The sequence below is a fragment of the Empedobacter brevis genome, assembly GCF_965118635.1.
In the GTDB taxonomy this organism is placed as follows: Bacteria; Bacteroidota; Bacteroidia; order Flavobacteriales; family Weeksellaceae; genus Empedobacter; species Empedobacter brevis_A.
Window position 1 is genome coordinate 169,377 of the sequence record NZ_CBCPHV010000005.1, and the last position, 20,900, is coordinate 190,276.

The following is a 20,900-nucleotide window of genomic DNA, read 5'->3' on the forward strand; positions in this document are numbered from 1 at the left end:
TATATGAATAAACTTTTAGTCAATACTCCTCAAAACGTGCAAATTGCTTATAATATTGCGCCAATCGGAAAACGTTTGATTGCTTACATTATCGATATGATAATCCGCATCATATTGATTTATGCATTATATTATTTTTCTGAATTTATTCCTTATAAAGACGGATGGTTTCAAATGGGAATTTACAGTGTAATAGGATTTATATTTTTACTTTATCCGTTGATTCTCGAAATTTTAATGAAAGGACAAACAATTGGAAAATGGATTATGAAAATTCGAGTTATACGAATGGACGGAAATCGTGCCAATAACTTTGACTATTTTTTACGTTGGGTGATTGGACTTGTAGAATTGTTTATGTTTTTTGGTTTAATTGCCTTAATCACAATGATTGTAAATAAAAACGGGCAACGTTTAGGTGATATTGTTGCAAATACTTGTTTGATTGATCTCAATCCAAAATTAGATTTATCTCAAACTATTTTCGCTGAAGTTTCTGAAACATATAAAATTCGTTTTCCAGAAGTTTATCGCTTATCTGATCGAGATATAAATATTGTAAAAGAAAATTTTACCTCAGCATTGAAAAATAATAATTATGATGTTTTAGTAAAATTGACTCGAAAATTAGAGGAAATAATGGATGTAAAAAGTGATGGTTTAGGAAATATTGATTTTATTCAAGTTGTGATTCAAGATCATTATCATTATCACAAAGACAAGTAAACTGTATATTTGCAGAAATAAAAAGTAACATGAATTGTCCTTGTTGTTCAGGAAAAGAATATAAAAATTGCTGCGAATCTTTTCACCTAAATAAAGAATTACCCAAAACTCCAGAAGAGTTAATGCGTTCGCGTTATGCTGCTTTTTCCTTGGTTTTGCCTGAATATTTGATGGATACTACACACAAATCTACTCGAAAAAATAATGATTTTAGTGATATTGAAGATTGGGCAAAATCGAATAAATGGTTAAAATTAGAAATTGTTTTTGCAAAAGATAATAAAGTTCGATTTAGAGCTTATTATCAATATAAAAAAGGTGAAATCTACGAACACGACGAACTTTCTACATTTGTGCAAGAAAATGGAAAATGGTTTTATGTAGATGGAGTTTTTTATTAAAAAAAAGAAACCTCTAAAAAGAGGTTTCATGAATTATTTTTTTAATTGAGCAACTTTTTGCCAAGAAGGGTCAATATCTAATTTTACAGTAAAATAAATATCATTTCCTTTTTGTTTAAAAACTGTTCCTTGAGCCATTTCTGCTTCAATTTGTTGAGGCGTTAATTTAAACATTGCTCCAGTTATAGGATCTATCACAAGACCAATAATTCCTCCAAATAAAATGTTACCTATATACCAAGCATTGAATTTTTTTGTGAGTTTAGTTTCAAAAGGTTCATATCCCTCTAAAACAATTTTAACGTTGTAATTTTTCTTTCTTTCTAATTTAGTCTCAATAGGTGTTTTACCAATTTCAGATTCATTTATATAAACTGTAGCTTTAGAAGGATTACTTGTAAAACTAACATTTTGTTTAGAACCAGAAATAATAGTTGCACAACTTGTCAAAGAGAATAATCCTCCGAACAGTAGAGCAATAGTAAGTTTCTTCATGTTTTTCTTATAATGTAAGTTATTGCTGCAAAAGTAGAAGAATAAATTTATTAAGCAAATTTTATTTTTTGGGATATTGTAATTTTATAATTCTTTCAATTTATCACTGATTTCAGAAGCATAAATTTCTAAAAATCGTTCATCATAATGATCTTGATCTTTATAATTTTTATGTATTAAATCTAAGCTTTTATTATAATTCGCTTCGGCTGAATCTTTCTTATTGATAAGTCTGTATGTTTCGGCTTTATAATAATAGGCTTCCGCAATATTTTTATCCAAGCTGATTGTTTGATTGTAAAAATCTAATGCTTTCGAATAATTTTCTCGATCAGCTTCAATTTTTCCACGATACGCATACATTCCTGGAGAAATATTATCTGGATTCTTTTCAGAAGCAATAAATTTATCATAATAAACAATCGCCGAATCATAATCTCCCAAACCTTGATAACAAATTCCCATCTGATAATAAATATTTTCGCCCCAAGGATATTCCACAACCTTCGACAAATTATCCAATCGATGAAAATCTTTTAACGCATTTTCATAATCTTTTAATTTCGTATATTTTATCCAACCTGTGTAACCTAAATGATCAATCTTATTTAGAGAATTCGCTACGTTTAAACGGCTCATTCCTTCTTCAAAATCTCCATTTTTATTATATGCAACAGAAGATTCCCACCAAAATTTAGAATTCTTAGGTTCTGATTTTAATAAACGATCAAACGTAAAATCCGAATAATAAGAACCTTGAGTATCACCTGCTAGATCAAACAATTTATTGTTAGATGAAAATAAGAATTTGTTAATATAAAAAACACTTACACAAAAAATCGGAATTGAAATCAATAATTTCAATGTTCCCGAAATAATTCGCCACGTTTTTGACTTAAAAAATGTCTTCAACTTTTCCATTTCTCAATTTTATTTGAATTTGATAATACGAATCCTCATTTTTTCCATTCCAATCATTTAATTTCTGAATAATAGCAACAATTTTCTTTTGTAAATCGCTCGAAAGCTCGACATTTTTATAATCTTGATCAACTGCTTTAATTCTGAAATAACCAATTTCATTTTTACAATTAATTATAAAACGAACATTTATATTTCCAGAAAAATTAGGAAATTTTAATTGATGAATTGGTTCAGAAATCACTTTACGAATTCCATAACGTTCCGTTCTATAACCAGATTCTACAGAATAATATTGATAAACAAAAGAAGAACAAGGTTTGAAAGAAGTTCCTTGATCGATAATTTCGTTTTTATCAATCCTTCCCACTTTAGTTTTGAAAGAAAAGTAAAGTATTGAAACTAAAATCAACACTACAACAATAGTTAAATAGACAAAATAATTAATGTATTTCATTCTGTCTAAGGTATATATTTTTTCTACATAAAAAAAACTCAATTCAATGAATTGAGTTTTTGAATTATTTAAAAAATTGCTCTGCTTCTAAAACACTTTCTGGTCGACCAACATCGATTAAAATTCCGCCCGAATGATCAAAACCAAGAATAGATTCGGTTTGCATTAAATCCATATAAACTTTCATGATCGAAAATTTTCCTTTCTCTGTAATTTTATCAAAAAGAGCCGGAGAAATAACATGAATTCCACTAAAAGCCAAATCTTTGCAATTATCTAAAGAATCGATTGCTTTTATTTCTTCTTCAGTTTTCAGATTTCGCCAACCTTTCAGTTCATTTTGTTCATTAAAAAATAATTTTCGAGACGAATTTCTATCCGAAACAGCCAATGTTACCAATGATTTATTTGCTTGATGCGCTTTTATAAAATCAGCAAGATTCAAATCTGTTAGAATATCGACATTCATCACCAAAAAATCTTCTTCAAAATTGGCTTTTGCTTTCACTAAACCTCCGCCAGTTTCTAAAACTTGATCTGTTTCATCAGAAATTGTAATTTCGATTCCGAAATAATTGTTTTTTTCTAAAAATTCAATAATTTGATCTGCAAAATGATGCACATTAATCACGATTTCATTAATTCCGAAAGATTTTAAATATTCTATATTTCGTTGCAAAAGAGGTTTTTCATTTACAACAGCTAAGGCTTTGGGATGATTTTCAGTGAATGGTTTTAAACGAGTTCCAAGACCCGCAGCAAAAATCATTGCTTTCATATTAATAAGCCTCGTTTATCCAATTTTTTTCTTCTTGCACAACATGCTGTAAAGTTACTTGTGCTTCTGGAAATCTTTCTTGAATATGCTTAGCCGTTAAATCAGCAGAATAAACCGAACGATGTTGTCCGCCTGTACAACCAAAATTGATTTCTAGATTCTCGAAATCACGTTGTAAATAATCTTCAATTGTAATATCAATAACTTGAAAAACACCTTCTAAAAAAACTGCAATTTTAGTTTCTGTTTCCAAGTATTTTTTTACTTCTTCATCGCGTCCTGTTTTTGTTTTGTATTCTTGAATACGACCTGGATTTAAAATTCCACGACAATCGAAAACAAAACCTCCACCGTTTCCTGTTGGATCAGTTGGAATTCCTTTTTTGTACGAAAAACTACGAACGTTTATATTTAATTTAGTCATTTATTTTTTGATTTATACGTTCTAACGTTTCTGGAAGAACGAGGATTTTTATACTATTTTTTAATTCTGGATAAGTTTGTAATATAGGATAATCTATAATTGATTCTAAATTTTTTAGCCCAAAAGAAATACTTTCTAAAAAGTGTTTTTTTCGTTCAATAATTCCTCTCAAACCATAAGTTCCTAAAACTTGTAAAAGTCGAGCAACTACACAATATTCATAGGATTGACGAAAATCGATCGGAACTAAAGTTGGAATTTGTTTAGCCAATTCTTGGTAATAGAATTCGTACAATTCTTTCTTAAATTCAGGAGATAAATTAGCTTTTGCTTGCCAAATCAACGAAACCAAATCATACACAACAGGTCCATACAAACCTCCTTGATAATCGATAAAATATGGTTCGTTTTCATGAATCATAATATTGCGTGTCTGAAAGTCTCTAAATACAAAACCTTGAGGCGAAAGCTTATCAAATTGAGAAGCAAAACGATCAAAGTCTTGGATTAATTTTCCCGCATTATAATCAATTCCTAAGATATCTAAAAAGTAAAAATTAAACTGAAATAGATCTCTTAAAATTAAGGTTTTATCTAATTTTGGATAAGAAAAAGTATGATTAAAATCGATTTTATTTGCACCTTGAATTTGAGCAATTGCTAATTTTTCTAACGTTTTGAAATAATAAGGTTTTGCTTTCTCAAAATCATTCAGAACAAGATTCATCAAAGTTTCATCGCCTAAATCGGTTTGAATATAGTTTGTAAAATCTTCTGAAACTGAAATAATTTCAGGAATATTATCAATCACTTTTTTTAGATCTAATGAAAATTGAATAAATACTTTATTTTCTTCAACATTTGAACTTTCTGCCAAAATATACGATTGATTTTCATCAAAAAATCTCGAATAAACACGAGCCGAACCTCCTCCTGAAAGTTGAGTTAAACTTTCAATAGCTTTTTGAGTAAAATTTTCTTGCAAAAATTGAGCTTTAGTTTCGTTCATTCAGAATATTTTCCGAAAGTTACGCATATCAAAAATGATTTAAAAATATTTGTTTGTTGTAACCTTTTTCAAAATGTTGCATCTTTTAAGAAATAAAGATAAACTAATATGAAAAAAATAGCTCTTATTATCGCAATGATTTCTTTTCAATCATGTATAACAGTGAAAGTTAATGCAGATGTTGATTCGGAGACTTTTTATAAAAATTTTGATAATCCGAATATCAAATCTCAAGGAACTTTTTTTGACAAAGGAATTACTGATTCGAAATGGTCAAACTCAAACGGGGACAATTGGACAAAAGCCAAGTTTGATGATATTTCTGGAACAAGTTATATTAAACTAAATGTTTCAAAAAAAATAACGGTTAACTTTCATTCAATTGTTCAGTTAGATGGGAAAATAAATTTTGAAATTGTTGATCAAAACAATCAAGTCATTTTTAATAGTCAGCTTAAAAACTCGAAAGAAGAAAAGTTTGCACTTGATTTAGCAAAAGGAGATTACCAAGTTCGTTGGACTTCTACAAATGCAAAAGGAAGTTATTTCTTGGAATGGAAACAAGATAATTAATAAAAATTTTAGCATATTTTTGGCTTTAATCATTTCATTTTTGACGTATTTTTAGAAAGATTTTAAATAAATAATTTATGTCTTTAATAGATGATTTGAAATGGCGTTATGCTACAAAAAAATATGATCCGTCTTTGATTGTTGAAGAACACGATGTTAAAAAAATTGTTGAAGCTGCTCGATTAGCTCCTACATCATCAGGTTTACAACAATTCCGAATTTTAATTATTAAAAATAAAGAATTGCAACAGAAAATTGTTCCAATTGCTTATGATCAACAAATAGTTGCCGATTGTTCGCACTTATTGGTTTTTGTTGCTTGGGATCGTTATACAGAAGATCGAATTGATGCAATCTATGATTATACAACAGACGAAAGAGAATTACCAAGAGGTCGATTCGGTTCTTATACAGATCGATTAAAAGGTATTTATTTACCTCAAACTTCTGAAGAAAATTTTATTCATACCGCGCGTCAAGCTTACATTGGTTTAGGTTTTGCTCTTGCACAAGCAGCAGAATTAAAAATTGATAGTACTCCAATGGAAGGTTTTGAAAATGCTGAGTTGGATGATTTACTTGATTTGAAAGAAAAAGGAATGCGAAGTGTTTTGTTACTTCCTTTGGGTTACAGAGATAGCGAAGATTGGTTAGCTCCTATGAAAAAAGTTAGAAATCCAATGGAGGATTTTGCAATGAAATTATATGAATAGAAAAAAGGCTTTCCCAGAAATGAGAAAGCCTTTTGGGTTAAATATATTTTGAGTTATTTTAATCTACTTTAACTCACAAATCCTAACATTTTTTTAAATTTGTTTAAAACAAGACGTAATGAAATACTTATTCATCGGATTTTTAGGGCTATTTATAGCTTGTAATGCACAAGAAACAAAGAAAGTTTCGAAAAAGCAAACAGTTCATCAAAGTACAAAAACACCACAAAAAGTGAAAACAATTTACAATTATACATTCAAAGATATCAATGATGACGATTTTAATTTCGCAGATTTGAAAGGTAAAAAAATCCTTATTCTAAATACAGCTTCAAAATGTGGTTATACTCCTCAATACGATGCTTTAGAAAAAATATATCAACAATACAAAGATCAAGGTTTGGTTATTGTAGGCTTTCCTTCGGATAATTTTGGGGGACAAGAATTTGACAACAATGAAGAAATTGCAAGTTTTTGTAAATTAAATTATGGAGTTACATTTCCTTTAATGTCAAAAAGTGATGTGATTGGAGAAAATCAAAATGAAATTTTCAAATTTTTAACCAAAAAATCATTGAACGGGAAAGCTGACAATGAGGTAAAATGGAATTTTACAAAATTTTTGATTAATGAAGATGGAACTTTAGAAGCTTCTTATTCTTCTAAAGTAACACCAGATTCAAAAGAAATCATAGATTGGTTAAATAAATAAAAATGAAATTAGATATCCTTGCAATTGGTGCACATCCTGATGATATAGAATTGGGTTGTGGAGGAACGCTTGCAAAAGAAATTAAAAACGGTAAAAAAGTTGGAGTTCTTGATTTGACAAAAGGAGAATTAGGAACACGCGGAACTGATGAAACTCGCCGAATAGAAGCAAATGATGCCAAAAATATTTTAGGAATTATTGTAAGAGAAAATCTTGGAATCCCTGATGGCTTTTTCATGAATGACAAAGAAAATCAATTAAAAATTGTAGAAATCATTCGAAAATATCAGCCCGATATAATTTTGAGTAATGCTCCTCATGACAGACATCCAGATCATGGAAAAGGATCTGATTTAGTAAATACCGCTATCTTTTTATCAGGATTACCAAAAATTGAGAACGGTTTAGCAGCTTGGCGCCCTAAAAAGCACTTTCATTATATTCAATGGTTGCCTTTAGAACCTCACTTTGTCGTAGACATTTCAGGATTTATTGATACAAAAGTAGAAGCTTGTTTAGCTTATAAGACACAATTCTTTGATCCTAATTCAAGTGAACCACAAACACCTATTTCTTCGAAAAATTTTACAGATTCTATTCGATATCGAGCATATGATTTAGGAAGATTAATCGGAAGAGAAGCTGGAGAAGGATTTATTTCACGAAGTTATATTGGTGTAAATAATTTAGATTCTTTAATTTAGAAATAAAGGTTTAAAAAACCTTTATTTTTTTACAAAAATTATTTGCTAGTACCGATTAATAGGCTATATTTGCAATCCAATTGAGAGATTAATTTTAAAGTTAATTTCATATTGATAAATGGTGATTGTAGCTCAGTTGGTTAGAGCGCCGGATTGTGGTTCCGGAGGTCGTGGGTTCGAGACCCATCATTCACCCTAAAAACGTTAGAATTCGTTTCAAAAAAAATTCACACCAAATGGTGATTGTAGCTCAGTTGGTTAGAGCGCCGGATTGTGGTTCCGGAGGTCGTGGGTTCGAGACCCATCATTCACCCTAAAACGTTAGAATTCGTTTCAAAAGAAATTCATACCAAATGGTGATTGTAGCTCAGTTGGTTAGAGCGCCGGATTGTGGTTCCGGAGGTCGTGGGTTCGAGACCCATCATTCACCCCAGATTAAATCTCAACTTTTCTATTGAAGTTGAGATTTTTTTATTCGATTTTATTTCCATTTTGATAAGATTTAGATATTAAGTACTTTCCGTAAATATTTAAAATTCAAATAATAATTTATTAAAATTCATATTTGGTATATTTTTTTCTCTAGTAAAAAATCAACAAATTACTTACTATGGATTTACACTCAGGCTTACCTTTTTGGATCGTTAAAAACGAATTCTTTAATCTTTACAATCCGCTCAGAGAAAATTATAGTATTGATGTCGCTATTATTGGATCTGGAATTACAGGATCATTAGTCGCTCATGAACTATGTGAGGCAGGGATTTCTTGTGCAATTTTTGATAAACGTACAATTGGAACGGGAAGTTCAAGTGCTTCTACTGCCCAATTACAATATGAGATTGATATCCCGCTTTGTGATTTAGTAAAAAAGGTTCCTGAAAAAATTGCAGTTGATGCTTATTTTAATTGTTTACAATCAATTGCAGCTATTGAAAATGTTTTCAAGAAAACTAAGGTTGATGCAGATTTTGTTCGTGTTCCATCCGTTTTTTTAGCCAGTAATAAGCAAGGTGTTGAATTATTAGACAGAGAATATGAAATAAGAACAGAAGTTGGTTTACCAGTAAATTATTTAGATGCAAAACAACTAAAAGAATATCAAAATATTGATGGAATTGCAGCTTTACAAAATGACACTTCTGCTATGATGGATGCTTACAAAGGTGCGATTAATCTTTTGAAATATCATCAGAAAAAAAATAATCTAAAATTATTTACGCATACAAAAATTGAAAAAATTCAAGAAAATAAAAACGATTGTGAACTATTAACTGAAGACGGTCATACTATTAAATGTAAATATATTATCATCGCAACAGGTTTTGAAGCTGAACAATTTTTACCTAAAAAAGTAATGTCTTTACTTTCCACTTATGCAATTATTTCTCAACCTGTTGATGAAAAAATGATATGGCCACATCGAAGTTTAATATGGGAAACAGCCGAACCATATTTATATATGAGAACGACATTGGATAATCGATTAATTGTTGGTGGAGAAGATGAAGAATTTTATAATCCTGAAAAACGAGATGACTTACTTCGTAATAAAATAAAAACACTTGAACGAAAATTCAAGAATTTATATCCAGAGATCGAATTTATTACGGAAATGGCTTGGTGTGGAACATTTAGTTCGACTAAAGATGGATTACCTTATATGGGACCATGGAAAAAAGGTGAACGAAAATTATTTGCATTAGGTTATGGAGGAAATGGAATTACATTTTCTATGATTGCTGCTCAAGTTTTGCGTAACATTATTTTAGGAAAAAATGAACCAAGATTAGAAACTTTTGGTTTTGATCGCCCGCATAAATAAACTAACATGAAATTACTTTCTACCAACGAAAATGGAATCTATTGTGCACAAGGCGATTTTTATATCGATCCTTGGAAACCTGTGAAACATGCTTTGATTACACATGCTCATGCCGATCACGCTCGTTGGGGAAATCAGAAATATTTGTGTCACACGTTTACAGAACCTATTTTACGATTGCGATTAGGAGAGAATTTAAACATTCAAACAATTGATTACAAGCAGCAACTTACAATCAATGGTGTTAAAGTCACTTTTTTTCCTGCTGGTCACGTGATAGGATCTGCTCAAATTCGATTAGAATACAAAGGTGAAATTTGGGTTGTCACTGGAGATTATAAATTATATGATGACGGAACATCGACACCTTACGAACCTGTAAAATGTCATCATTTTATCACTGAATCAACGTTTGGTTTGCCAATTTATCAATTTGAATCTCCTTTAAAAGTTTTTAAAGAAATTGAAGAATGGTGGAAAGAAAATCAATCTCAAGAGCTAAACACAATTGTCATGTGTTATTCATTGGGAAAAGCACAATCTATTTTAAATTCAATCGATCAATCTATTGGAGATATTTATGTTCATCCCGCTGTTTATAATATCAATAAAGCTTTTGAAAAAGTTGGATTTCATTTTGAAGGAGAACCTATTTTTCAAGAAACCGATAAAAAGTTAATCAAAAATAGTTTAATCATTTGTCCTCCAGCATCAGATGGTTCTACTTGGCAAAAAAAATTAGGCCCTTCAAAAAAATCATTTTGTAGTGGTTGGATGCAAGTTCGTGGAGCTCGTCGCCGTCGAGGTGTTGATAAAGGTTTTGTATTTTCTGATCATTGCGATTTCAAGAGCTTGAATCAAGCTATTAAAAATACGGAGGCTGAAAATATTTACGTTACACATGGTTATGAAATTCAATTTACTAAATGGATTAATGAAGAATTAAATTTGAATGGTCAAATATTGAACACATTGTTTAATGATAATAATGAAGAGGAATGAGAAAATTTGCTGATTTATTTGATGCTTTGGATAGCACAACAAAAACTAATGAAAAAGTTGAAGCTTTAATCTCTTATTTCCAAAAAGTTAATCAAGAAGAATTACTTTTTTCCATTGCATTATTAATTGGTTTAAAACCTAAAAGAGCATTTAAAACAACACATTTACGAGAATGGTGTTCAGAAATTTCTGAAATTCCTTTGTGGTTGATCGAAGACTCTTATTATGTTGTTGGCGATTTAGCTGAAACATTAGCTTTATTAATTCCTACTCATCACAATCAAAACAAAGAAAAATCCTTAAAAAATTATTTTCAAGAACTAACAGCTGCTAAAAATTGGACCATTGAAGAGCAAAAAAAATATGTCCTACATAATTGGAATCAATTGAGTGGAACAGATTTATTTATTTTCAATAAATTAATTACAGGAAATTTACGCGTTGGCGTTTCCAAAACTTTGGTCGTTAGAGCATTGGCTAAATTATTAAATGAAGAAACATCTACCATTTCACATCTAATTATTGGAAAGTGGAATCCATTGGAAATTACATTCGATTCTATATTTAACAAAAATGCGATCGAATCTAAAGCTCATCTTCCCTACCCGTTTTATTTAGCTTATCCTGTCCAAGATAATTTCTTCGAAATCGAAAAAATTGATGATTTTATTTTAGAAAAAAAATTAGATGGAATTCGAGGTCAACTTATTATCAGAGAAGATGAAATTTACATTTGGTCACGTGGTGAAGATATTTTAACCGATAAATTTCCAGAGTTTGAAGAACTGAAATTACAATTACCAAATGGAACTGTTATTGATGGTGAAATAATTCCTTGGAAAGATGATGCTCCTTTACCGTTTAGCATAATGCAAACAAGAATTGGTCGGAAAAATGTAACAAAGAAATATTTGGAACAAGCTCCCTTGGTAATGGTTTGCTATGATTTATTGGAAGACAACGGAATTGATATTCGACATAAACCTTTACATGAAAGAAGAAAACGTTTGATTGAAATTTTATCTTATATAAATTCTCCTCTTTTATTACTTTCAGAAGAAATAATTTTTTCTGATTGGAATGAAGCATTAGAATTCCGAAATGAAGCAAGAAATCATCATGCTGAAGGCTTGATGATTAAACGATCAAATTCACCATACGAAGTTGGTAGAAAAAAAGGAAATTGGTACAAATGGAAATCAGATCCGTTAAGTATAGATGCTGTTTTATTATATGCACAAAGTGGTTCTGGAAGACGATCAAATTTATTTACAGATTACACTTTTGCTGTTTGGCAAGCAAATCAATTGGTTCCTTTTGCTAAAGCATATTCTGGATTGACTGATGCAGAAATTAATAAAGTTGACCGTTGGGTGAAACGAAATACACTTGAAAAATTTGGTCCTGTACGAAGCGTAAAACCAGAATTGGTTTTTGAAATCGCATTCGAAGGAATTGCCAAAAGTACTCGACATAAATCTGGAGTTGCTGTTCGATTTCCCAGGATATCACGTTGGCGAGAAGATAAAAGTGTAAACGAAGCCAATACATTAGAGGATTTGAATGATCTATTAGCTAAATACGGAAATTAATGAACAATTTTGCTGATGTTTTTTATAATAACCAGAATTGGATTCCTCATCCATTTCAAAAACAAGCTTGGAAAGCCATCAAAAATGGAGAATCAGGTTTGTTAAATGCGCCTACAGGTTATGGAAAAACATTTGCCATATGGTTTGGAATTTTAGATTACTATTACAATCAAAGTTTAAAAGAAAAACCAAATCGAAAAGGTTTACATACTTTATGGATTACGCCTTTACGTTCCTTATCCAAAGAAATTTATCTTGCAACTAATCGTGTTTCAGATGAATTAGAATTAGATTATCGCATAGAATTGAGAACTGGAGATACTTCTATTTCAGCTCGTCAAAAGCAATTAAAAGATTCGCCAGAAACATTAATTACAACGCCAGAAAGTGTTCATCTTCTTTTATCTACTAAGAATTGGAGAAAGTTTTTCGAAAATTTAGAATTTATTGTAGTGGACGAATGGCACGAATTACTTGGTTCTAAACGCGGTGTAATGATTGAATTGGCAATTCAAACACTTAGAGAATTAAACCCAAATTTAAAAATATGGGGAATATCTGCAACCATTGGCAATTTGAATCAAGCAAAAGAAATATTAATTCCGCATCAAAACTCTACTTTAATAAAGTCTAATATTAGAAAGAAAATCGAAGTCAAAACTATTTTTCCTGATAACGTTGAAAAATATCCATCTGCAGGACATTTAGGATTACAATTAATTGATAAAGTTATTCCTATTATTTTAGCGCATGAATCTACATTATTATTTACCAACACTCGATCTCAAGCAGAAATTTGGTATCAAAAACTAATTGAACATCATCCCGATTTTGCAGGACAAATTGCCTTACACCATGGTTCTTTAAGTGATGAACTACGACTTTGGGTAGAAGATGCATTGCGTAAAGGAATTTTAAAAGCAGTAGTTTGTACTTCAAGTTTAGATCTAGGTGTAGATTTTAATTCGGTTGATTGTGTTATTCAAATTGGTTCTGCAAAAGGAATTGCTCGATTTTTACAACGCGCAGGACGATCTGGTCATCGACCAAATGAAACGTCTAAAATCTATTTTCTACCAACACATTCTTTAGAAATAATGGAAGGTTCTTCTATAAAATATGCAATACAAAGAATGTTTATAGAAGAGCGAATTCCTTATATCCGAAGCTTTGATTTATTAATTCAATACATGATGACTTTAGCAGTTGGTGAAGGGTTGAATGTTGATTTATTGTACAATCAAATTATACAAACACATGCTTATAAAAGTGTTTCTCGCGAAGAATATATGCAATGTTTAGCTTTATTAACCCACGGAGGAAAATCCTTAACTGCATATGATGAATTTCATAAATTGATAAAAGACGACCAAGACAATTTATATAAAGCTGCTTCACGAAAAATTGCAATGCAACATCGTTTATCAATAGGAACAATAGTATCTAATCTAATGATGAAAGTTAAATTATTAGGCGGTAAATATTTAGGATCAATAGAGGAAGGCTTTATCAGCCGACTAAAAGAAGGTGAAGCATTTTGGTTCTCTGGTCGTCCATTAGAAGTTCAGCAAATAAAATACAACGAAGTAATAGTCAAACCTTCAAAAAAGAAAAAAGGAACAATCCCATCTTGGATGGGCGGGCGATTTGGAATATCTCAGAATTACGGAGAAGCAATTCGTCATATGTTTGATGAAGTAGACAAAGGAATTTCAAAAAAATATGAAGAATTACGATTTTTAGAACCTTTGTTTGAAGAACAAAAAATAAAATCTTATCTACCCAAAGAAAACGAATTAATGGTTGAATATATACATACCAAACATGGATATCATTTGCTTATTTATCCTTATGAAGGAAAATTAGTACACGAAGGTATGGCAGCTATTCTTGCTTATCGAATCAGTCAAATTCAGCCGATGACTTTTAGTATTTCGTCCAATGATTATGGATTCGAATTATTAAGTGATCAAGAATTTCCAATCGAAGATTATCTGTTTGAACTTTTTGAAGTTAAAAATTTAAGTACAGATATTTCGCAAGGTGTGAGCTTAGAAGAAATGGCAAGAAGAAAATTTAGAGATATCGCAAGTATTTCTGGTTTAATATTTAATGGATATCCGGGAAAATCAATAAAAACAAAACATCTTCAAGCAAATGCTTCATTATTTTTTAGTGTTTTTAAGGATTATGAACCTGATAATCTGTTATATAAACAAGCTTATGACGAAGTTTACGATTTTCAATTGGAAAGAAGCCGAATGCAACAAGCTTTTGAACGAATAGAAAGCCACGAAATAATTTTAAGAAAACCTTCAAAATTAACTCCATTTGCATTTCCTATCTTTGCAGAATCTTTTCGAGAACGTTATTCAAACGAAGATTGGGAAACACGATTAAAACGATTAAAAGACGATTTGACAAATGTATAATCCGTTTGAATGGAATTATCATTCTACTAAAATTCATTTTTTACCTCAAAAATTAATGCATTTACCAGAACAGAAAACTTTGGTAATCGCAGATTGGCATTTGGGAAAAATAGAGCATTTCCGAAAAAATGGTGCATTTCTTCCTCAAATTAATAATCAAAAAGAATATATTTTTATTCAGCAACTAATCAAAAATCTAGGTTTAAAAAAAATCATTCTTTTAGGCGATTTATTTCACAGTGAATTAAATTCGGATTGGTTTGATTTTGTCGAATTTCTTCAATTAAATTCTCAGATTGAATTTATTTTAACCAAAGGAAACCACGATATTCTACCAACTGAATTTTATCAAATAGAAAATCTTACAGTTGTAAAATCTTACCAAATTGATGACTTAATTTTCACACACAAAAGTTCAGAAACAGAACCTCATCAACTAAATATAATCGGACATCATCATCCCGGAATTATTGTAAAAGCACGAGCGCGACAATCTTATCGTTTACCTTGTTTTTATCTTGAAAATAATACCTTAATTATGCCAGCTTTTGGTGAAATGACGGGCTTATATATTTACGAAAAAACAAATCAAAATCAAATTTTTCTAATTTTAGGTCAAGAAATCATCGAATATAATCCTTAAATTTATTCACAAAAAAAAATCATTTAATGAAAAAATCATCAATATTCTTGGGATTGATTGTTTTTGCAGGAGTTTTAACTTCTTGTTCTACACAAAAAACAGCAACAGAATCAGCTCAAACTTCAACAGAAATGACAAAAGATTATCCTTATCAATATTACGCTCAAGTTCCTTTAACAACAGATATTTCGCATTTAACTAAAAACGAAAAAGAGATTTTACGTTTAATGTTTAAAACGGCAGATATTATGGATGATTTATTTTGGCAACAAGCTTATGGAGCTAAAATTGATTTAATGGACGAAACGACAGGAAAAGCCAAAGAATATGCAAAAATAAATTATGGGCCTTGGGATAGATTAAATAACGAAACTCCTTTTATAAATGGTGTTGGAGCAAAACCTGCTGGTGCAACTTTCTATCCAACAAATATGACAAAAGAGGAATTTGAAAAAGCGAATATCAAAGATGGTAAATCGCCCTACTCTATTATTCGTCGCAATCATGAAGGAAATTTATATTCAATTCCATATCATGAAAACTTCAAAAATCAATTGCAAAAAGCAGCTGATTATTTGAATCAAGCTTCTGAATTAGCTGAAGATGCTGGATTAAAAAAATACTTAAAATTACGTGCAACAGCTTTAACGAATGATGATTTCTATGCGAGTGATTTAGCTTGGATGGATATGAAAAATGCGAATATTGATATGGTTGTTGGTCCTATCGAAAATTATGAAGACCAATTATTCGGATATAAAACATCTTATTCAGCTTATATTTTAGTAAAAGATATCGAATGGTCGAATAAGTTAGCCAAATTCGTACAATATTTACCAGAATTACAAAAGAATTTACCAGTTTCTGCAAATTATAAAAAGGAAGTTCCAGGAACAGATTCTGATCTTAATGCTTATGATGTTGTGTATTATGCAGGAGATTGTAATGCTGCAGGAAAAACAATTGCGATTAATTTACCAAATGATGAAAAAGTTCAATTGGAAAAAGGGACGCGTCGTTTACAATTGAAAAATGCAATGAAAGCAAAATTTGATAAAATCTTAGTTCCAATTTCATCTGCTTTGATTGATGAAAGTCAACAAAAAAATATCAAGTTTGATGCATTTTTCTCAAATGTTATGTTTCATGAAGTAGCGCACGGATTAGGAATCAAAAATACTGTAAATGGAAAAGGTTCTGTTCGTGAAGCTTTGAAAGAAGCAAACTCGGCTTTGGAAGAAGGAAAAGCAGATATTCTTGGTTTGTATATGGTGAATCAACTATTGAAAAAAGGAGAATTAACAGGAACTCAGGAAGATTATTTTGTAACATTTTTAGCAGGAATTTTACGTTCTGTTCGTTTTGGAGCAAGCTCTGCACATGGCCAAGCAAATATGATTGCATTTAATTATTTTGCAGAAAATGGTGCTTTCGAAAAAACTAAAAATGGACGTTATAAAGTAAATGTTCCGAAAATGGAAAAAGCAATGAATGGTTTATCAGAATTGATTTTGACATTACAAGGAAATGGAGATTACGATGGTGTGAAAAAATTGTATGCTGATAAAGGAACAATTCATTCAGATTTACAAAATGATTTAGATGTTTTGAAAACGAAAAATATTCCAGTTGATGTTGTTTTTGAGCAAGGTCCAAATATGCTAGGTTTATAAAAACTGATATTATAATAATAGAAAAGCCACTTTTTAAGTGGCTTTTTTATTCTCCAAAAAAGTTTCAAAGGCTTTTTCGAATTCTTCTAATGTAATTAAGTGCGTCATTTCAGCATCAAAAATCTGTTCAATATTCGCATTTTGTTTTTGAAGATTTTCTACAAATTCAATCTGAAATTTTGGTTCGATAACATCATCTTTTAAACCTGTGAAAATTAAATTTTGTTCAGTTGGAATTCCTTTTAATAATTGTTCTGGCAAAAATGGTTTTAAACGTTCAACTGCAATTACAGCAGGATTGAACATCAAAACGGGAACATTTAATATCAACCCCAAATAATAACTTATCATTCCGCCCAAACTTGTTCCTGCAATAAATTCGATTGGTTCTTTTGTAAAATGCTCAACCAAATCTTGAATTAAAGTTGGTGCATTATCGTAATCAATAAATGGTGCATAACATTGTCCTAAAGAATCTAAATATTCTCTTTTTTCATCTGTTACAAAACCTTGATATCCGTGTAAATATGCAAATTTCATTTATTTTATTTTTTATAATTTAATACTGAAAACATTCAGTAGTTAATGTAAAAATAATAAAAAACCCTTTCCGAAAGTTTCAGAAAGGGTTAAAAGTTATATAAAAAAATCTTTTAGTTCGCTGTTTCAGTTTCTTCTAGAGATTCTTCTTTTTGAGCATTTGGTAATTCTCCTTTAAATAAGAATGAAATGATTTCTTTGTTCACTGTATCCAACATTCTTTGGAAAATGTGGAAAGATTCTTGTTTGTAAACAACCAATGGATCTTTTTGCTCGTAAACTGCATTTTGAGATGTTTTACGTAAATCATCAACATCACGTAAATGTTCTTTCCAATTATCATCAATTAAACTTAATACAACTGATTTTTCGAAATCTTTGATCAATGTTTTTCCTTGAGATTCGTATGCTTCTTTCAAATCACAAACAACTGTCATTTGACGAATTCCGTCTGTAAATGGAACTTGAATACGAGAGAACATATGTCCTTGATTTTCGAAAACATTCGAGATTACTGGGAAAGCTGTTTCTGCAACATATTTCATGCGTGCTTTATAATCTGCAACCGCAGCATCATACGTAATGTTTGTTAAATCTTTAATTGATTTAGATCTAAATTCATCTTCTGTAACTGGAGTTCCCATTGTGAAGAATTTAATTAAATCTAATTCATATTGTCCAAAATCTTCGAAATCTTTGTTTGATTTTACAACAGAAGCTGCAACATCATAAATCATGTTTGCAATATCTACTTCCAAACGATCTCCAAATAATGCGTTATGACGACGTTTGTAAATTACTTCACGTTGTTTATTCATAACATCATCATATTCTAACAAACGTTTACGAATACCAAAGTTGTTTTCTTCAACTTTTTTCTGTGCACGCTCGATAGATTTTGTAATCATAGAATGTTCAATCACATCTCCATCTTTATGTCCCATACGGTCCATTAATTTCGCAATTCTTTCTGAACCGAATAAACGCATTAATGAATCTTCTAATGAAACAAAGAATTGAGATGATCCTGGATCTCCTTGACGACCAGCACGACCACGTAACTGACGGTCTACACGACGAGAATCATGACGTTCTGTACCAATAATCGCTAAACCTCCAGATTCTTTTACTTCTTGGATTAATTTAATATCGGTACCACGACCTGCCATATTTGTTGCAATTGTTACAGCTCCCGGTTTACCAGCTTCTGTTACAATATCAGCTTCGCTTTTGTGTAATTTAGCATTTAAAACATTGTGATTAATTCCACGTAATTTTAATGCTTTAGATAATAATTCAGAAATCTCAACATTAGTTGTACCAACTAAAACTGGACGTTTATCTTCTTGAGACAAACGAACGATTTCCTCAATTACTGCTTTATATTTTTCACGATTTGTTTTGAAAACAATATCATTTCTATCATGACGTAAAATAGGACGGTTTGTAGGGATAGAAACAACGTCTAATTTGTAAATTTCCCAAAACTCTCCAGCTTCAGTTTCAGCTGTACCAGTCATACCTCCTAATTTATTGTACATACGGAAGTAGTTTTGTAATGTAATTGTCGCAAATGTTTGTGTTGCTGCTTCAATTTTTACATTCTCCTTAGCTTCTATTGCTTGGTGTAATCCATCAGAATAACGACGACCATCCATAATACGTCCTGTCGATTCGTCAACGATTTTTACTTCACCATCTACAACAACGTATTCAATATCTTTTTCAAATAAAGTATAAGCTTTTAATAATTGGCTTAATGTATGGATACGTTCAGATTTTATTGAGAAATCACGGAAAAACTCTTCTTTCATTTGAAGAATTTCTTCTTTATCTTTTCCTGAATTTTCAATAGCTCCAATATTTGTCGAAACATCTGGTAAAATGAAGAAGTTTTCATCTTCCATTCCTTTAGACAAATACTCAATACCTTTATCTGTTAAGTCAGATTGATTTTGTTTTTCGTCAATTACAAAGTACAAATGCTCATCAACTTTTGGCATTTCACGATTGTTATCTTGAATAAAATGCGCTTCTGTTTTTTGTAATTGAGCACGAATACCGTCTTGAGATAAGAATTTAATTAATGGTTTGTATTTTGGTAAACCACGATAAACTTGGTACAATTTGAAACCACCTTCTTTTAAATCTCCTTGTTTGAATAATGTTTTAGCTTCGTTTAATGTTTTTCCTAACATCTCACGTTGCATTTGATACAAACGATCAATTTTTGGTCTTAATACATCAAATTCATGGCGATCTCCTTGTGGAACTGGACCTGAAATAATTAATGGTGTACGAGCGTCATCAATTAAAACAGAATCGACCTCATCGACAATCGCAAAGTTTAACTCACGTTGAACCAATGCATCTGGCGTGTTTGCCATATTGTCACGTAAATAGTCAAAACCAAATTCGTTATTTGTTCCATAAACAATATCAGATGCATATGCATCACGACGCCCTGGAGAGTTCGGCTGATGATTATCAATACAATCTACAGACAATCCATGGAAAGAGAAAATTGGTCGCATCCACGCCATATCTCGTTTTGCCAAGTAATCATTCACTGTTACTAAGTGAACTCCTCTTCCTGTTAATGCATTTAAATATATTGGCAAAGTTGCTACTAATGTTTTACCTTCACCGGTTTGCATCTCTGCAATACGACCTAAATGTAGAGCAGATCCACCGATAAATTGAACGTCATAATGAGACATATCCCATGTTACTTGACGACCAGCTGCATCCCACGAATTTTTCCAAACAGCAGTGTTATCATCTTTTAACGATACGAAATCATGACCACGATTTACTAATGTTTTATCAAAATCAGAAGCAGTAACTTCTAATGTTTCATTCTCTGTAAAACGTTTACCTGTTTCACGCATTACCGCAAAAGCTTCAGGTAAAATTTCTAATAAAATCTTTTCTTCAACCTCGTAAGCTTGTTTGTTGATTTTATCGATTTGAGCATATAAATCTTCTTTTTCACCAAAATCTTCAGTTTCTTCAACTTTCAACTTCAACTCATCAATTTGAGCTTTAAGTTCTTTTGTTGCTTCAACTAATTTAGCTTTGAAAGCTGTTGTTTTTCCTCTTAATTCATCTATTGTTAATGAACCAAGTGATTGACCTGCTTGATTAGCAAGATCAACATATTTTTGTAATTCTTTTACATCTTTGGCATTCTTATCTCCTAAGAAACCTTGTAAAATTTTGTTTAAAATATTCATATTCTTATGCGTTCTTCGTCATAATTAGCCACAATATATTTGAT

General features: G+C 30.7%; 20 protein-coding genes and 3 tRNA genes. 15 read left to right on the forward strand and 8 right to left on the reverse strand.

All coding sequences use genetic code 11. The features are described from left to right. Positions 1-3: 3 nt before the first annotated feature. Together ACMHJW_RS08705 and ACMHJW_RS08710 are read left to right on the forward strand one after the other, a co-directional pair. Positions 4-726 (forward strand): RDD family protein, encoded by a 723-nt coding sequence (locus ACMHJW_RS08705; protein WP_413533020.1) that lies wholly within the window; start codon positions 4-6, stop codon positions 724-726. 29 nt (positions 727-755) lie between these two features. After that, on the forward strand, positions 756-1,127 hold the full coding sequence (locus ACMHJW_RS08710) for a YchJ family protein (protein ID WP_413533021.1): 372 nt from the start codon (positions 756-758) through the stop codon (positions 1,125-1,127). A 33-nt stretch (positions 1,128-1,160) separates the two neighbouring features. Here the strand turns inward: ACMHJW_RS08710 and ACMHJW_RS08715 are convergent, their stop codons facing one another. From ACMHJW_RS08715 to ACMHJW_RS08740, 6 genes are all read right to left on the reverse strand, one after another. Beyond that, positions 1,161-1,622, reverse strand: a complete 462-nt coding sequence (locus ACMHJW_RS08715) for a PEGA domain-containing protein (protein WP_413533022.1) — start codon at positions 1,620-1,622, stop codon at positions 1,161-1,163. 84 nt (positions 1,623-1,706) lie between these two features. Then, positions 1,707-2,543, reverse strand: a complete 837-nt coding sequence (locus ACMHJW_RS08720) for a tetratricopeptide repeat protein (RefSeq protein ID WP_413533023.1) — start codon at positions 2,541-2,543, stop codon at positions 1,707-1,709. Continuing rightward, a complete protein-coding gene (locus ACMHJW_RS08725; protein WP_413533024.1) occupies positions 2,518-3,000 on the reverse strand; it encodes a hypothetical protein in 483 nt (160 codons plus the stop codon). The genes ACMHJW_RS08720 and ACMHJW_RS08725 overlap by 26 nt, the downstream gene beginning before the upstream one ends. 64 nt (positions 3,001-3,064) lie before the next feature. Continuing rightward, a complete protein-coding gene (locus ACMHJW_RS08730; protein ID WP_413533025.1) occupies positions 3,065-3,778 on the reverse strand; it encodes a nucleotidyltransferase family protein in 714 nt (237 codons plus the stop codon). Position 3,779: 1 nt separating this feature from the next. Next, the gene (locus ACMHJW_RS08735; protein ID WP_413533026.1) at positions 3,780-4,202 is read right to left on the reverse strand and encodes an ATP-binding protein; all 423 of its coding nucleotides are present in this window, start codon (positions 4,200-4,202) and stop codon (positions 3,780-3,782) included. Next, positions 4,195-5,211, reverse strand: coding sequence for an aminoglycoside phosphotransferase family protein (locus tag ACMHJW_RS08740; protein ID WP_413533027.1), 1,017 nt, complete (start codon positions 5,209-5,211; stop codon positions 4,195-4,197). The genes ACMHJW_RS08735 and ACMHJW_RS08740 overlap by 8 nt, the downstream gene beginning before the upstream one ends. A 108-nt stretch (positions 5,212-5,319) precedes the next feature. On the opposite strand from ACMHJW_RS08740, the gene ACMHJW_RS08745 reads away from it, so the two are divergent. From ACMHJW_RS08745 to ACMHJW_RS08805, 13 genes are all read left to right on the forward strand, one after another. Then, positions 5,320-5,784, forward strand: coding sequence for a hypothetical protein (locus ACMHJW_RS08745; RefSeq protein ID WP_413533028.1), 465 nt, complete (start codon positions 5,320-5,322; stop codon positions 5,782-5,784). Between the two features lie 77 nt (positions 5,785-5,861). Beyond that, a complete protein-coding gene (locus ACMHJW_RS08750) occupies positions 5,862-6,497 on the forward strand; it encodes an NAD(P)H-dependent oxidoreductase (protein ID WP_413533029.1) in 636 nt (211 codons plus the stop codon). Between the two features lie 118 nt (positions 6,498-6,615). Continuing rightward, entirely contained in the window at positions 6,616-7,209 is a 594-nt protein-coding gene (locus ACMHJW_RS08755) for a glutathione peroxidase (RefSeq protein ID WP_413533030.1), read from the forward strand. Between the two features lie 2 nt (positions 7,210-7,211). Then, positions 7,212-7,913: a bacillithiol biosynthesis deacetylase BshB1 gene (gene bshB1, locus ACMHJW_RS08760; RefSeq protein WP_413533031.1), complete on the forward strand. Its 702-nt coding sequence runs from the start codon at positions 7,212-7,214 to the stop codon at positions 7,911-7,913. 120 nt (positions 7,914-8,033) lie between these two features. Next, positions 8,034-8,109: transfer RNA gene (locus ACMHJW_RS08765), tRNA-His, on the forward strand. 42 nt (positions 8,110-8,151) lie between these two features. Further along, positions 8,152-8,227 (forward strand) — tRNA-His (locus ACMHJW_RS08770). Between the two features lie 42 nt (positions 8,228-8,269). After that, positions 8,270-8,346, forward strand: a tRNA-His gene (locus tag ACMHJW_RS08775). A 177-nt stretch (positions 8,347-8,523) separates the two neighbouring features. Next, a complete protein-coding gene (locus ACMHJW_RS08780; protein ID WP_413533032.1) occupies positions 8,524-9,738 on the forward strand; it encodes an NAD(P)/FAD-dependent oxidoreductase in 1,215 nt (404 codons plus the stop codon). Between the two features lie 6 nt (positions 9,739-9,744). Next, positions 9,745-10,740: a ligase-associated DNA damage response exonuclease gene (locus ACMHJW_RS08785; RefSeq protein WP_413533033.1), complete on the forward strand. Its 996-nt coding sequence runs from the start codon at positions 9,745-9,747 to the stop codon at positions 10,738-10,740. Continuing rightward, complete coding sequence (locus ACMHJW_RS08790; protein WP_413533034.1) at positions 10,737-12,332, forward strand: ATP-dependent DNA ligase; 1,596 nt, start codon at positions 10,737-10,739, stop codon at positions 12,330-12,332. Before ACMHJW_RS08785 ends, ACMHJW_RS08790 begins: the two co-directional genes overlap by 4 nt. Further along, the gene (locus tag ACMHJW_RS08795; protein WP_413533035.1) at positions 12,332-14,764 is read left to right on the forward strand and encodes a ligase-associated DNA damage response DEXH box helicase; all 2,433 of its coding nucleotides are present in this window, start codon (positions 12,332-12,334) and stop codon (positions 14,762-14,764) included. Before ACMHJW_RS08790 ends, ACMHJW_RS08795 begins: the two co-directional genes overlap by 1 nt. After that, positions 14,757-15,407 carry a ligase-associated DNA damage response endonuclease PdeM gene (gene pdeM / locus ACMHJW_RS08800; protein ID WP_413533036.1) on the forward strand — a complete coding sequence of 217 codons (651 nt, stop codon included), beginning with the start codon at positions 14,757-14,759 and terminating at the stop codon, positions 15,405-15,407. Before ACMHJW_RS08795 ends, pdeM begins: the two co-directional genes overlap by 8 nt. Positions 15,408-15,433: 26 nt before the next feature. Further along, entirely contained in the window at positions 15,434-17,080 is a 1,647-nt protein-coding gene (locus tag ACMHJW_RS08805; RefSeq protein WP_413533037.1) for a dipeptidyl-peptidase 3 family protein, read from the forward strand. Between the two features lie 33 nt (positions 17,081-17,113). Here ACMHJW_RS08805 and ACMHJW_RS08810 read toward each other — a convergent pair whose 3' ends face one another. Both ACMHJW_RS08810 and secA read right to left on the reverse strand, forming a co-directional pair. After that, positions 17,114-17,620, reverse strand: a complete 507-nt coding sequence (locus ACMHJW_RS08810; protein ID WP_413533038.1) for a YqiA/YcfP family alpha/beta fold hydrolase — start codon at positions 17,618-17,620, stop codon at positions 17,114-17,116. Between the two features lie 113 nt (positions 17,621-17,733). Then, positions 17,734-20,856: a preprotein translocase subunit SecA gene (gene secA, locus ACMHJW_RS08815; protein WP_413533039.1), complete on the reverse strand. Its 3,123-nt coding sequence runs from the start codon at positions 20,854-20,856 to the stop codon at positions 17,734-17,736. Between the last annotated feature and the right edge of the window lie 44 nt (positions 20,857-20,900).

Bases quoted from the DNA above. Each gene is read 5' to 3' on its own strand.
- ACMHJW_RS08705 (WP_413533020.1), top strand. From the start codon at position 4: ATGAATAAACTTTTAGTCAATACTCCTCAAAACGTGCAAATTGCTTAT.
- ACMHJW_RS08710 (WP_413533021.1), top strand. From the start codon at position 756: ATGAATTGTCCTTGTTGTTCAGGAAAAGAATATAAAAATTGCTGCGAA.
- ACMHJW_RS08715 (WP_413533022.1), bottom strand. From the start codon at position 1,622: ATGAAGAAACTTACTATTGCTCTACTGTTCGGAGGATTATTCTCTTTG.
- ACMHJW_RS08720 (WP_413533023.1), bottom strand. From the start codon at position 2,543: ATGGAAAAGTTGAAGACATTTTTTAAGTCAAAAACGTGGCGAATTATT.
- ACMHJW_RS08725 (WP_413533024.1), bottom strand. From the start codon at position 3,000: ATGAAATACATTAATTATTTTGTCTATTTAACTATTGTTGTAGTGTTG.
- ACMHJW_RS08730 (WP_413533025.1), bottom strand. From the start codon at position 3,778: ATGAAAGCAATGATTTTTGCTGCGGGTCTTGGAACTCGTTTAAAACCA.
- ACMHJW_RS08735 (WP_413533026.1), bottom strand. From the start codon at position 4,202: ATGACTAAATTAAATATAAACGTTCGTAGTTTTTCGTACAAAAAAGGA.
- ACMHJW_RS08740 (WP_413533027.1), bottom strand. From the start codon at position 5,211: ATGAACGAAACTAAAGCTCAATTTTTGCAAGAAAATTTTACTCAAAAA.
- ACMHJW_RS08745 (WP_413533028.1), top strand. From the start codon at position 5,320: ATGAAAAAAATAGCTCTTATTATCGCAATGATTTCTTTTCAATCATGT.
- ACMHJW_RS08750 (WP_413533029.1), top strand. From the start codon at position 5,862: ATGTCTTTAATAGATGATTTGAAATGGCGTTATGCTACAAAAAAATAT.
- ACMHJW_RS08755 (WP_413533030.1), top strand. From the start codon at position 6,616: ATGAAATACTTATTCATCGGATTTTTAGGGCTATTTATAGCTTGTAAT.
- bshB1 (WP_413533031.1), top strand. From the start codon at position 7,212: ATGAAATTAGATATCCTTGCAATTGGTGCACATCCTGATGATATAGAA.
- ACMHJW_RS08780 (WP_413533032.1), top strand. From the start codon at position 8,524: ATGGATTTACACTCAGGCTTACCTTTTTGGATCGTTAAAAACGAATTC.
- ACMHJW_RS08785 (WP_413533033.1), top strand. From the start codon at position 9,745: ATGAAATTACTTTCTACCAACGAAAATGGAATCTATTGTGCACAAGGC.
- ACMHJW_RS08790 (WP_413533034.1), top strand. From the start codon at position 10,737: ATGAGAAAATTTGCTGATTTATTTGATGCTTTGGATAGCACAACAAAA.
- ACMHJW_RS08795 (WP_413533035.1), top strand. From the start codon at position 12,332: ATGAACAATTTTGCTGATGTTTTTTATAATAACCAGAATTGGATTCCT.
- pdeM (WP_413533036.1), top strand. From the start codon at position 14,757: ATGTATAATCCGTTTGAATGGAATTATCATTCTACTAAAATTCATTTT.
- ACMHJW_RS08805 (WP_413533037.1), top strand. From the start codon at position 15,434: ATGAAAAAATCATCAATATTCTTGGGATTGATTGTTTTTGCAGGAGTT.
- ACMHJW_RS08810 (WP_413533038.1), bottom strand. From the start codon at position 17,620: ATGAAATTTGCATATTTACACGGATATCAAGGTTTTGTAACAGATGAA.
- secA (WP_413533039.1), bottom strand. From the start codon at position 20,856: ATGAATATTTTAAACAAAATTTTACAAGGTTTCTTAGGAGATAAGAAT.